Source organism: Vibrio sp. 1CM8B, assembly GCF_023161685.1.
Lineage (GTDB): Bacteria > Pseudomonadota > Gammaproteobacteria > Enterobacterales > Vibrionaceae > Vibrio > Vibrio coralliirubri.
Map to the genome: position 1 here is coordinate 89092 of NZ_JALNTU010000005.1, position 13458 is coordinate 102549.

The following is a 13458-nucleotide window of genomic DNA, read 5'->3' on the forward strand; positions in this document are numbered from 1 at the left end:
CCCTATATGTTCAATGTCATTTGCATGATGCTCGGTGCGAGAATCAAGATAACGATCGGAAACATAATGAATAGGATCAGAGGCACACTCATCTTCGCAGAGAGCTTACCCACCTTTTCCTCAACGGTAAGAATTTGAACTTTTCGCATGTCTTCAGCGAGGTCACTTAACACACTCGCCACGGATGTTCCGTATTGCAGGTTTTGGATGATGGTCAGCACAAAGCTTCGGACTGGTGGCGTCGGGATACGTTCACTCAGATCATTGAGCGCCTTTTCCAGTCCGTGTATTTTCGCCGAGTCCGATGTGCGTGTAATTTGGTAACATAGGTCTGAATCAAATTCAGCCAACTCCTTTCCCAAATAGACCAATGCAGCTTCAATCGTCATACCGGTTTGCACACATACGGACATCATGTCGAGCAGATACGGCAGTTGAGCTGAGGTTCTGCTGATCAACATCTTACGTCGCATTTGCAACAAGGTATCTGGCACGACAATGACGCCAATCAGCGCGAAAATAACCACGACCAGTTTGTTGGTTGATGTCATATCCCCCAAGAGCACCAACCCAGAAACCAACCCCAATACCAGTAACTTGGCAGGGAAATAGAATTTCGCCCACTCGGTGTTGTAATAACCCGCCTCGATCATTTTTTGCTCGAGTTCATGGCGATGTTCTTTACCAAAACGAACGAAAAAACGGTTAACACGAGAAGGAACACGAGCCGAGTTGTCTCCAATATAGAGCGCAACTTTCTTATGTCGTTGCTCTTTACGAATAGAATCGATAATCAAAAAGAGTAGCGAAAAAAACAACACAATAAGGGAAGCCAGTAACATCATGCGCGTACCCCTCTGACTAATAGCCAAACAATGAACAAGCCGAAAAGCTCACTACCCAATACGTAAAACAATACGATTCTTCCCTCTGGATCGTAGAGAACAAAATCCACATTCTCAGGGTTAACATAGTTAAGAATAATCAAAAAAATCAGAGGAATAGCCGCAACGATTTTGGCGGAGATTCGAGCTTCCGAAGTCATCGCCATTTTCTTTTTCTCTAGTGTTCTAGAATCGACCAGCACTCTAATTAACCGCGCTAACACCCCCTTGAGTTGCCCGCCCCGAGCAATATTCGCCCTGATCGTCACGGTAAAGAACAGAAACTCAGGGTACGGGTAGTTTTTACACGATCGTTGAAGTACAACTTCGGGAGATTCGCCTAATTTCAGTCGCTCTCCCATTAGCTTAAACTCACGGCCAATTGGGTTGTGCATGACATCGCCGACATAACTGATGGCTTGCATTAAGCTGTCACCCGCGGTGACGGCACTCATCAGGATATTCAGCGCATCAGGGAACGTATTCTCAAAGTCTCGACGCCTTCTTGTGACCAGAAAACGGTAGCCGAAAAAGGTAAACATCAAAGATGAACCCAGTACCAGCCAAGAATTGGTGATTGATAGTAGATCAGTAACGATGTACCAAGACGCGATAAGGCTACCCGTTATATATAAGGCGATGTACAACGACGATCTCGGGCCCAACACCATTAATGTTGGCGAGATGGAATCTTTGAACTTTTGCCAGCCCTGCTTACGCACTAATGACTTAACGTTAATCGCATTAAAGTTTTCAGCTTCCGCTTCTTCGATATTGAAAAACTGGTAGACCTTTTTGACCTTTGAATCACGGATCAAAAGCAGCACAAACGCGAACAGGATTAATGAAACCCAAAGCATGTTATGCCCCCTTAAACGCTGCGATGAGCTCTTCATAGAGCCCGAAGAATTGCGCTTTTTTCACAAGTTCAGATCGTTGCATAATGCCGTCGGTGACGAATTCGCCTTTAACCGTTTCTCCATAATGCGCATCGTCATAACGAAAGCGATAGATCTCTTCCATCACCACGCTTTCACCTTCAAGGCCGACGATTTCAGAGATGCTCGTGATCTTACGAGACCCATCGCGCAATCTGTTGACCTGAACAATCATCTGAACGGCACTGACGATCGTTCTTCGAATCGCATCAAGCGGTTGATTCAAATTCGCCATCATCACCATTGATTCAACACGAGCAATCGCATCGCGCGGCGTGTTAGCGTGCAATGTAGACATCGAACCATCATGCCCCGTATTCATGGCTTGCAGCATTTCAAACGCTTCAGAGCCACGACACTCACCCAGAATAATTCGGTCTGGACGCATACGAAGCGCGTTGATAACCAACTCACGCTGAGTTACTGCTCCAGTTTGCTCAACACTTGAGGTACGTGTTTCTAGTCGTACCAAGTTGGGTTGTTGCAGGCGCAGCTCGGCCGCATCTTCAATGGTAACGATGCGTTCATCTTCAGCAATATACTGAGACAACGCATTGAGCAACGTGGTTTTACCTGAGCCTGTACCGCCAGAAATCAACACATTGATGCGACAGCGAGAAGCGATCATCAGCACTCGAGCCATCTCTGGAGACATCGACCCAAAGCCAATCAAATCTTCAAAGCCGATCTTCTGCTCTCTAAACTTACGAATAGAGATCGATGTGCCATCCAATGAAATCGGCGGAATCACAATATTCACACGGCTACCATCTTCAAGCCTGGCATCGACCGTTGGCGAAAGCTCATCGACACGTCTTCCGACACGTGAAGCAATACGCTTGGCTATAGCTAACAACTGCTCTTCATTCACGAATGAGACTTCGGATTTTTTGACCTTACCGTGTCGTTCGAAAAAGATGTTGTTAGGCCCATTGACCATGATGTCGGAAATGGACTGATCTTCGACCAAAGGCTGTAAAGGCCCCAAACCAAACAGTTCATCGATTAAGCTTTTCACTAATCCTGACTTCATCATCGAAGTGATCGGTCTTTGGTAGCTATTCGCCAACAGGTCAACAGCTGCTTGTATCTGAGATTCAAGGTCTCGACGGCTCATTTTCTGAACCGCTTCTGCATCTAGGGCTTCAAAGATTTGGCCACGAAAGGCGAGGTATAAGTCTTTGTTAGAACTCATTTAGCACGCACCTTTTTCAACCAAGAATTCATACTCTTGTGATCTAAAGGCTGACCATTAATCAACTTCACCAACTGTTCCATAGAACGGCTAATGTGGCGGTCATGCTTATGGCCTCGTTTGCCATCGATAATGATGTGTGCCAACGCTTTGCAGTAGTCGACTTCTAGATCAACCTCTGCGCCTAAATACTTAGTCAGGTCGGGCTTTTGTAAGACGTAAGCGTTTTCCGGACGATGGTAGTTCACCACGGTAATGACACGTGTACGCGACGATAACGAAAGCTGTAAGTTGGAGACTTTCTCAAACAATCGCTTCGCACTTCTTACTGAAGACACCGACGCATCTAAAACCAGCACCACCACATCAAAGTTTTCTACCAAGAGTTGAGGTTCAACTTTGAAATCCACACCACCCGAAAAGTCTTCAATAATGAAGTTGGCGTTGCGCGCTAACAACTCGCACAAGGTTTGGTTGTAATTAAGAACATCGGTTTGGCTCATGTCGCCATCAATCGCTAACAGACGTAAATTCTTGCGAGCGTTGATTAAGTAACTCAACGCCCCTTCTTCATCCATTTCATGCAATGGCGCTGTAAACTCATCAATGGTTCGCGGCTTGAAGTCTTTGAGACCCAGCAAGACATCAATGTTGGTATCGGCATATTGATGATCGACAAGAATCGTGTCCGAGCCTTGAGTAGATAACAGTGAGCCCAGCTCAGTGGTAATAAACGACGTGCCAACGCCACCTTTGGCGCCAACAATTGCAACTCGCTTGGCTTTGCGTTTCTGGCTCACACCAGAGAAAGTCTTGAGGTTCTTGCTAACGTGATTTAAGAAGTCCGCAAACTCTTGTTTGTTCACCGGCCAGAACACGTAGTAAAACCCCATCTCTTTAAGAGAACGCAGCGTAGAAATCGCATCCTCTTTACCAATCACGACTACACCTTTATGGGTGGGCAGTTTGCTGGCAAAAGATTTAGCGTCTTCAACAACATTAGTCGATTCATTAAGTTCCAGAATAACGATATGGCTACTCTGTTGTTCTGTTAGTTTGGTCAAGCCCGCTTTGGCTTTGACGCATGCAGGATCGCTCCACCCTTCAAAGCGGAAGACTTCTTGAACAAGGTCTAAACACTCTTGAAATTGGTAGAACAAAGTACACCCGGCAACGCCTGTTGTTGCGGTCGGAGTTGGCTTGGCCTTTGTTGTTAATGCTTTCGTCAGGTCAAACATTATTGTTCTCCTACCAATCTTGATTTGTAGGCCACTTGCTTCAAACGCATCGATTCAGCAAAGCAGTCTGGCTGCCTCAAGCGAACGTGAATCTGTGATGGCGTGCATTCTTGAGTCTTCAAACGTGTTAGCGTCACCTGGATATTTAAGTCGCTAGGCAACAGCTGAGCACTTCGATACACCACTCTTTGTGGCGCAATGACATGCGATGGATATTGCTCGAAAATCTCTTGCAACATCGCTTTGCTACGAATTGATTTATAGTCCACAACATAGGTCGCTTCTTTGTCCATGGATTCAATATCCTGAATCAACCCTTTAAGCTGCTTGGCCGTTTCTGCACGGTTTTTCATCGCAAACTCAAAGTTGTGATGCTCTTTGTACACCAAGGCTTCAGAACCATGCCCGACAAAGTATTGCTCCGAGGCGCAGCCCAAAAGTGAAGAGGTGAATAATGCCATCAATAATAGTTTCTTCATTGGATAAACCCTCCTTGCGACAACAAGCGAATCGTTGCATCAGAAGACGTCACCGCCTTGCCATCCCACTTAACGTTGAGCCAACGCGCTAATGTAGAGGTCTTCTTGATGTAAGGCAGTTGAATGTCTTTCGGTTTCATCGGTTCCACAAGATTCACGGTCGCAACGATGATCAATTCAGTGCGTTTTCTTTCTGTGGTTGCTTTGCGGAATGCGGCACCAAGTACTGGAATATCGCCAACGAAAGGGATTTTTTGCATTTTTTCCAAATCAGCACTGCTCATCAAGCCACCAAGAACGAAGCTGTCGCCATCGGCCAGTTCAACGGTTGTCATGGCACGTCGTGAAGCCAATTGTGGGACTTTGATTCCTGCCGCTTCGACATAGCCCTCAACTTCGCTCACTTCAGGCGCTAACTGCATGCGGATCTTGTCTTGACTAAGCACTTTGGCAGTAAGGTCGAGTTTGATGCCGAACTCTTTGAATGAAATGTTCACGTTACTGCTGGTAGAAACGATAACGGGCACTTCACCACCCACAAGGAAACTTGCAGATTCACCAGATAACACGGTTAAGTTAGGCTCAGCCAAAACTTCTGCAATCTGATCGTTACCTAACGCAGTGATCAATGTACTTAGGTTAGCTGCATCGAACTGGTCGAAAACAAACTCGCCAACACTTGAGCCCACTGAGCTCCAATCGACACCAACGGTTTGGCCAAACGATTCGGTGACTTGAGCCACCGATATTTTGACGTTCACCTGCTGGGTAGTCGCCACATCAATACGTTCGATGATCCCTTCCCACGTCATGTTGCGCGCAAAGACCATGCTTTCTGGCTCTTCATAATCAGAGTTGTCGGATTTAAACTCTAGCTTCTGAGTTTTATCCCACTTCTCGGTCTTTTCTCGTCCTAGCAGAGTGGCAACCAAACGATAGATGTCGTCACGAGTCGCTTCCGAATCCACAAGGCCACTAACGGCAACTTGCTCGCCCACTGACTGAACCTTGACCTTGGCATCAGGGAAATGAAATTTGAGCTGGCGTCTAATATCCGTCAGATTCAAATCAACAATAATGCGCTCAGAAAGTAATACCTCGTCGTCGATTCCGTAGACGATCAGACGTGACTGCCCAATACTATTGGCGAACACGACTAGGGTGTTGTCATTGATTACCTTGTAGTCAACGATATCAGGGTTATTAATGAACACTTGGCCAATCGGGCTTTTGAATTTGATGTGCTGACCATCGTTGAGCGTAATGGAGCGATCGGCAGCAAAACTGTTTGTTATAAAAAGTAAGCCAATCAGCGGTGCCAACATGGAAACACGCAGTGCTTGCTTGATTCGATGATGAATCATAATTACAAAGCCTCTCTAGGGTTATTCTCATTACCGCGTAACTCAGCAATCCCGGTATAGTTATCGATAATGTTGCGCACCTCCGCAAACTCAGGTTGCGTATAGGTTTGGCTTCGATAAATTTCGATGTGCATTGTTCGCTGGGCTAGTGCGAGCTTTGGTAACTCATCGGGGCTAACTTCAATGACTACCGTAGTTAGCCCATCCTCTTTGCTCGGAGCTCGAGCAGTGACAGAACTGTCGCCAGTCTCATCATTTCCGATGTTGAGGACTTTGACGTTTTTAAGAAACATTGAGGCTTTCACTCCCCTAAACCGCTTTGGCTTATCGATATTGCCAGCCAAGTTGGCATTAGGAGAACTCACCGTCAGAACATCAATAAACGAACCCGGTCGGATGTAGTCGTTAATTAGGTTTTTGTCGCTGACTTTTAATGGGTATAGCGTCATACCGTCCGTGACCAGCAGATCAATGTATCCAGGTTGACCAGGCGTCACCTGATATTCAGGCAGTACAACCTCGCCGGGATTAAGGTTTCGATTTAACAAAATAGAGGGTGAAAAGCTGATTTGTGCGTCTTCTCTGACACCAAGCGTTAATGCTTTACTAAGAGGGAGTTGTTGTTTGACGACGCCTTGAGCATCGAGCGGAAGCCCTTTTTCATAACGTTCCGTGGTCATCCAAACGGAAACATACTCTTCACTTTTTTCTTCCGCTACTTCAGCGGTCGTTGACGGTTTAGGTTCACTCTTAAACAAGTCGATAACGCCCAGTGCGCCAACTATCAAGGCGGCAATGGCAACAAGTAATACCAGTCGAGATCTCATAATGTTCTCATTCTTGGAGGTTTATATATGTGGCGTAGATTGAGTTAAAATGACTAAGTAAAATCCAATACTAATGGCTATCCCATATGGAATACCCTCTTGGTAACAGCCATTTCCTATTATTAATTTTTTACTCATTAGATAAGTAACTGCTAAAATACCACCAGCAAAAGCCGTCAGAATATACGCCAATAATAAGTCATCAAAAGGGATGGTAAGTGACAAAATAGCGGCGTATTTAATATCACCTGCTCCAATCCATATCAGCTTATAAAGAATAAGCCCTCCACCTAACATCAGTAAAAAGCTCATTATTTGAATATCTAACGGGGATATGAAACACTGCAAGAAGAGTAATACGTACAGGGCGTAATTTTGTATCTTCCGATAGAGAAAATCAGTAACCGACACATATATACTCAGCATTGCCAAAGCCACTAAATACAATTCATGACTAAAAATTGGAAATACCACCTAATTTTGGTTAGAATAAATCTTATTTCACGATGTAAATTAACCAAGCCAGACCAATGTAAACATGGGTCTGGCACGAATATCTTTCGATATCTTCTACATTAGCTAATAAGGCTTGATGTTAGCTGCTAGCAGTTTCAATAGCCGTAGCTACTTGTTCAAAAGCACCTTCTAGCTTACCAATGAAGCCATCAGCGCCTACTGCTGTAGTTACTAATACAGCCATTGCAACAGCAATAAGACCATATTCAATCGCAGTTACGCCGCGCTCATCGTTCTTGAATTGTGATAAAAACATGTTTGTCTTCACGTAAAGCTTAGTAATCATTATTTCTTCCTATAAGGGCTGTTGAAAATTCGTCGCCATTATAATTACCGCCCCCACTCAGTGGAAAATACCCCCTATCGATTTAATCAATAGGTCGAGCAAAAAATGATCAGAATAAGCACAATAAAAACATAAGAATTAAAAACAAATCGCTAAATAACAACACCTTACATATAAAACCCACTCCCACAAAGAATATTGATTTAAATTTATAAACTTGAAAAAGTAAGACACGGGTCAATATTATTACTTATCTAAAGTTTATATAAGGTTTGGAAGCAACCTAAGAATTAATTGACCAAGCTTTATTACTCCTTATAAAACTTGTTGAAATACAATTATCATCACGCTATTGTTCTTCGAATCAACAAACAATAATAAATATAATTTCTTTGTGTCAAAAGGTTAGTCGAATCATGAAACTACATTTCGAAAATATTGTTTCGTTCATTGCAGTAGTTGAAGAAGGTTCATTTAGCTCTGCTGCTCGCATGCTTGGAAAATCACAGTCAACCGTTAGTACAGCGGTTCAGAATCTGGAGTCAGATTTAGGTTTCAATGTATTTAATAGAGAACACTCTAAAGTTTGGCTAACGGAGAAAGGAGAACGCCTATTCCAACTCTCTTTACCTGTGGTATCGAAATATCGAGAATTGGTCACCATTGCTCAACAAATGAATATATCTGACCAGATAGTTTACCGAGTAGGTATAGATCCGTTGGTGTTCAATCAAAACGTAAAGAAGACACTATTGGCATTTTCAGAGGCATTCCCAAATGTGGATTTACTTGTCGTCACAAAACCGAGTTTCGTTTTAGGAAACTACATAAATGAAGGGAAGATAGACTTAGCATTAGGGAACCCCTATCACAAGACAAATTACGACTTCAATATAGAGGAGTTATTTCACGTCAACTGTTGGTGGGTAGCCCATGAAGACTTGGTAACCTTTGAGTCTCACGCACCATCACAGCGAGTTCTATTAATGGATGGTTGTGAAGAGCTTCTTAACTTATCAAACATCGCTGCATATAACCTATGGCGACTGGATGATCTAGGGACCATCATCGACTTATGTAAGGCTCAAAAAGGCATCGCATTTTTACCCGGGTTTCTTATCGATGGTAACGTAAAAGAGAATAAGCTTAAGGTCATTACAGACCACCCTGATTTTTTTGGTAAACGAGTTATTGCATCCCTCTTCTGGCACATACATTCTGACTTTAGCTTGTTTAACCAATGGATAAAAAAAGAGCTACAAACCACAACTAATTACAAACAAACATTTGTTGCTGATTTAGCTCAATAACGTTCTCTTAAAATCTGGCAATCACGCTCTGGTACATTCACTAGCTTAGGGTATGATACTAATAAATCCATACATCTTGATATATCTCCGAAATAAATCATAGATAATAAATATAATTAACGTCGTTATAAATTTGTTTATTCTATAGCTCACCAATCAAAACTTAACTGCACATATAACCTTCCATAGCTTAGATTTAATTAACAGAAAGAACTTACATCTATTTATCGCCATACTCATAATTCAACTGGTCACAAGATCTAAGGTTATGTGTTTGGCGGTATTTCGAAGATATCAGTTGGGATTGTCGATTAGTCGTCTACAAGTCCACTGTGGAGCTATTTAGGTAATACGTGTATCTCGGAGACATAGAACGACTTAGCTTTCGCTTAATCTCTCACAAGCGACAATATAGAGGATTAGAAGTAGACGACTCTCTTACCTTTTCTGGGTGCTGGCGACCTTTCTAACCACGTTAATCGACATTCGAACTACAACATTGGACAGACAAGCCCTAAAGAGCTTCATAAGAGATGAGAAGACTAAAACATTAATAATACGAGGAATTACAGGCACAAAAAAGCCCACACTAGGTGGGCTTTTTTGCTTGTTCATAAAGAACGAATCTGGTGCCCGCTACTGGACTCGAACCAGTGACACCTTGCATGTCATGCAAGTACTCTAACCAACTGAGCTAAGCGGGCAATGCTGTGAAACTTATCTAACCGCTTTACTAAGTGGCTAACGCTTCAGAACGAGATGGATAATAACGAGTGAATGGGTAGCGTGCAAGGATAAATTTGCACAAAACAGCTCGTTTGCTTTTAAAAACAACAATCAGAATAAATTTTAAACACAAAGCAGATCAGTGACTTGAAGTAGATCACATTTCATCTCAACTTCAATAGCGATACACATCGACACGCTTTGTGCTATTTACGGCTGCCTTGAATATTTTGACTCAAGATATTAGTTCGTTTCCTCATCTACATCGAATACAACGTTGTAGTTTTCGGTATAGGTGCAGTTTGGCTGGCGGCTACAAGTGAAGAATCTTCGGCCTTTGTAATCGCCTTGGCTTGCCAGTTTGATGATCATCGGGCTACCACACTTCTTACAAAATCGAACTTCTTTGGATGGTTCGATTAGATCGATGTGGGCTGCCAGCAACCTCTTCAAACGGCTCACTTGATAGCTGTGCTTAATTGAAGCTCCAATCAGGGGTAAACCTGCCGATTTACAGACGTGAATCAGTAGCTTTTCGCGGTCGACTTTGCCTTTATTGAGTTCTTTGCCGTTATCAAGTTCGATAATCACGCGGGGCTCTAACGTTCGGGGGTCGCAAACCACAAAATCGAAATAGCTACGTGAGATCTTGTTGTTGGCTATAAACCAATTCTTCTTGTTGTTCGTCTTGGCAGGAACAAGTACGTTCGACATGCTGACTTTCGCAAACACTTCCCCATGGTTGCCCACAGCGGATTTTAGCGCATTATAGAATGTCGCCTGTTGCGCCGACATCAACGCACCCTTCTTCTGATAAGCATGGTCTTTGGTGTCATCGTGTTTCACCACATACTTTTGAATAAAGTAAAAGAACACAACCAGAACAATTACAACGATAAAGATATTAGTCATTTTCCAACACAATCAAGTCTGTATAGGGATTAAGAGAATGGCTAGCGTATGTAGAAAAGCATCAACTGGCAAGCAAAAGAGCGAGAGTTACCAACCAGAATCACGACCTTTGAGCGCAGTACTCAGCGAGAGGTCGCCCCTTCGCTAGACACACATCTCCTATTTTGATAATCAAATCATCAATTACACTCTAGATTGATTTAGATCAATTTACCTAGATTTGTGATCAACTAGTCTGAAAAACGTTAGGCAAATGTTAATAAGGAAATTGATATGGAACTTAAACAAGACCCAAGATGTTATACCGACGTATGTGTAGATGGTAAATGGTTCCACTATGACCACTGCGGAACCCAAGCCTATATGTTAAAAGGCGGCGCTTCGGCAGTGATTGAACTCGCTAGCGAGCCAGCAACAGAAGGCGAATTGGTTGAAATGCTCCAAGGTGTCGCTAAGTAATCCAGCAAGCCAAATCAAAGTATGAATTAAGCGAATAAGAGTAGATAGCTGTATTAATTCAGATAAGCACTCTTATTCGCTTAGTTATTGAAGTTCAGGTTTCTTGATTAAAAGGGACTAACCTAGCTTGAACACTCAAATAATAACGACCTTATTACGCCCTGACTGCTTAGCTTGATACAAAGCATCGTCTGCCGATTTCAAGTGTTTCTTATAGGTACGGCTATTCAACTGTTGCTCCGTTAGATGAGTCGTCGCACCAATCGATGTGGTTAATTCTAATTGGCCAGAATGCGTTTCAATCGGTCGGTCAGCTATCGCTTGCCTTATAAGCTCAAGCTCTTTATTAGGATCTTGATTCCCAGCCAGCAACAAAACAAACTCTTCCCCACCCCATCTTGCCACTACATCATTTGTTGATAAGATTTGCCCTAAACGCTGAGCGACTTCCACCAACACTTGGTCACCGATATCATGCCCATAAGTATCATTTACTTGTTTGAAGCGGTCCAAATCTAGAATAGCGAGCGTATACCCAAACGACGACAAAGGATGTGGCAACGGCTGAGTTAACCGTTGTTCTAAGTAACGCCTATTGTATAAACCTGTCAGTTCGCATCTTGTAGATTGCTTGAGTAGTTCTTTATTGGTCTTCTGGATCGAGCGTAACCTTATCAAAAGTAATGCGGCGCTGATCATCACCATGATACCCAACGCGACAACGATTCGATTCCGTAGCTGCTGCTTATCTAATGTTAGCTCACCCAACTCTTTTTCTGCGTTAAGCAGTTCGTTTTCTTGAGCTAATGATGCCGTAGCGAAATCTTGCTCTAGTAAAAAGATATCGCTCTGGCGCTTATCAAAAAGCAGCGCTTTGTTACCCTTGTAATAGAGTTTGAAGTAACGAAGTGCGTTCTCGCTGTCGCCTCTTGAATCATAGTATTCAGCAAGTGTTCTTAAGCCGAGGACCTTCCAGCTGCGAGTCCCCACAACATCGAACATTGCAGACGATCGCTTTAGATCAGCAAAAACAAAATTATCTCGGTTCAAACCAATGTTCGCTAAGGCTCTATTTAGGTAACACTGCCCCAATTGAAGTGTGTATTTGTCCACTCCAGGGTATCTAAGACACAAGTTTGCGACTTGTCGTGCTGACTCAAAGTTCTTTTCTGCCAACAACACATCACTCTCTGCTTTTAATAGGATGATTTTGTATCGTTCACTCACGTTATCGCCATTGAGTTTCGCCGCACTTTGATACGCTTCTCGGCCTTTGAGTAAATCACCACTGCGCAGATAAGCAAAAGACTCATTCACATGCAGCACGCCGATCGTAGACGCTTCGAGTAGTCCACTCTTGTAATAGAGTTTTTTGGCTCTTTTAATCAGCTTGAGCGCTTTAGGCCAGTCTTCCAAATAGATATACAGCAGTGCCATGTTTGACACTAACTTACTGTTGTAGATGTGTTGAGGGTACTTCTTACCAAGGTCTAAACCTTTATGGAAAAAGTATTGAGCTTCAGGAAAGTCATTGCGGATATTGTTGATGACACCAGCCGTGTTATAGGCCTTAATCAACAACTCTTCATAGTGAAGCGATTCTGCGATATCTATCGCTGCTCTGATTTGGATTTCAGATTCCGCTAGCTCCCCCTTACTGATGTATTCAATCGCCAATTCAACGAGAGATTGGGCCTTTAGCCAACCCATATGTTCGTGTTGTGCGAGTGCTTTAATCTGTCTGACGTATTCGGAAACTGCTTTGGTATCCAACTTGTGTTGCGCGAGGTTCGACAAAATCATCAATTCGTAAGCACGATAGATGGCTTTATCTTGGTCTGGGAACTTGGTTTGGAGAGCCTCAAGTTGTTGGGAAGCTAAATTTGGGTCACCACGAGATACATCTAGAATATCGATCAATGCAGACCCATATTGAGAGAGTGATAACTCTTTCTCTGGACTATAAACACTCGGGTTTTCAGGGCGAATATGCTTTAAATCGTCGTCATAAGTTGGGTAGAGCAAATACAGCCCCAGCACAACACTCATCAGCAACACTAAAAGGAATGAACCTAACACATTGTTTCTATTCATTTATCAGTGCCATTATTGATTACATTCCAATTTCATCGACGTATGTTTAAATGCGGTCAAACATTATACCCGACAGATATACAGATTAAAATCCTGAGCACTGGTGGATCTGAGTTGGGTTTTTCTCGTTAATTAGAATAATCAGGCAACTTTCTTGATTTAACTCAGGCAATCATCTGCCTCATTGGCGTTATAGTGATTTTCCTGTTCCTACCTCCGCAGCTTCTTTT

General features: G+C 43.1%; 13 protein-coding genes and 1 tRNA gene. 2 read left to right on the forward strand and 12 right to left on the reverse strand.

The window, feature by feature from the left end:
• Positions 1–2: 2 nt before the first annotated feature.
• From MSG36_RS11800 to MSG36_RS11840, 9 genes are all read right to left on the reverse strand, one after another.
• Positions 3–845, reverse strand: a complete 843-nt coding sequence (locus tag MSG36_RS11800; protein ID WP_248367985.1) for a type II secretion system F family protein — start codon at positions 843–845, stop codon at positions 3–5.
• Complete coding sequence (locus MSG36_RS11805; protein ID WP_248367987.1) at positions 842–1744, reverse strand: type II secretion system F family protein; 903 nt, start codon at positions 1742–1744, stop codon at positions 842–844. The genes MSG36_RS11800 and MSG36_RS11805 overlap by 4 nt, the downstream gene beginning before the upstream one ends.
• A 1-nt stretch (position 1745) precedes the next feature.
• The gene (locus MSG36_RS11810) at positions 1746–3017 is read right to left on the reverse strand and encodes a CpaF family protein (RefSeq protein WP_048611307.1); all 1272 of its coding nucleotides are present in this window, start codon (positions 3015–3017) and stop codon (positions 1746–1748) included.
• Positions 3014–4255, reverse strand: coding sequence for a chromosome partitioning protein ParA (locus tag MSG36_RS11815; protein ID WP_248367989.1), 1242 nt, complete (start codon positions 4253–4255; stop codon positions 3014–3016). The genes MSG36_RS11810 and MSG36_RS11815 overlap by 4 nt, the downstream gene beginning before the upstream one ends.
• A complete protein-coding gene (locus MSG36_RS11820) occupies positions 4255–4734 on the reverse strand; it encodes a hypothetical protein (RefSeq protein WP_059019603.1) in 480 nt (159 codons plus the stop codon). Before MSG36_RS11820 ends, MSG36_RS11815 begins: the two co-directional genes overlap by 1 nt.
• On the reverse strand, positions 4731–6101 hold the full coding sequence (locus MSG36_RS11825) for a pilus assembly protein N-terminal domain-containing protein (protein ID WP_248368330.1): 1371 nt from the start codon (positions 6099–6101) through the stop codon (positions 4731–4733). The genes MSG36_RS11820 and MSG36_RS11825 overlap by 4 nt, the downstream gene beginning before the upstream one ends.
• Positions 6101–6925, reverse strand: a complete 825-nt coding sequence (gene cpaB / locus MSG36_RS11830; protein ID WP_248367991.1) for a Flp pilus assembly protein CpaB — start codon at positions 6923–6925, stop codon at positions 6101–6103. The genes MSG36_RS11825 and cpaB overlap by 1 nt, the downstream gene beginning before the upstream one ends.
• A 21-nt stretch (positions 6926–6946) precedes the next feature.
• Complete coding sequence (locus MSG36_RS11835; protein WP_248368332.1) at positions 6947–7372, reverse strand: prepilin peptidase; 426 nt, start codon at positions 7370–7372, stop codon at positions 6947–6949.
• Positions 7373–7520: 148 nt separating this feature from the next.
• Entirely contained in the window at positions 7521–7727 is a 207-nt protein-coding gene (locus MSG36_RS11840; RefSeq protein ID WP_019826707.1) for a Flp family type IVb pilin, read from the reverse strand.
• Positions 7728–8143: 416 nt separating this feature from the next.
• Between MSG36_RS11840 and MSG36_RS11845 the strand changes: the two genes are divergently transcribed.
• A complete protein-coding gene (locus MSG36_RS11845) occupies positions 8144–9037 on the forward strand; it encodes a LysR family transcriptional regulator (RefSeq protein WP_048617232.1) in 894 nt (297 codons plus the stop codon).
• Positions 9038–9664: 627 nt separating this feature from the next.
• Here MSG36_RS11845 and MSG36_RS11850 read toward each other — a convergent pair.
• A tRNA-Val gene (locus tag MSG36_RS11850) sits at positions 9665–9741 on the reverse strand.
• A gap of 265 nt (positions 9742–10006) precedes the next feature.
• Positions 10007–10675 (reverse strand): DUF2726 domain-containing protein, encoded by a 669-nt coding sequence (locus tag MSG36_RS11855; protein WP_017630504.1) that lies wholly within the window; start codon positions 10673–10675, stop codon positions 10007–10009.
• 273 nt (positions 10676–10948) lie between these two features.
• Here MSG36_RS11855 and MSG36_RS11860 point away from each other — a divergent pair, with 273 nt between their 5' ends.
• Positions 10949–11134 (forward strand): hypothetical protein, encoded by a 186-nt coding sequence (locus MSG36_RS11860; RefSeq protein WP_017059179.1) that lies wholly within the window; start codon positions 10949–10951, stop codon positions 11132–11134.
• 135 nt (positions 11135–11269) lie between these two features.
• Here MSG36_RS11860 and MSG36_RS11865 read toward each other — a convergent pair whose 3' ends face one another.
• The gene (locus MSG36_RS11865) at positions 11270–13228 is read right to left on the reverse strand and encodes a GGDEF domain-containing protein (protein WP_248367993.1); all 1959 of its coding nucleotides are present in this window, start codon (positions 13226–13228) and stop codon (positions 11270–11272) included.
• Positions 13229–13458: the final 230 nt, after the last annotated feature.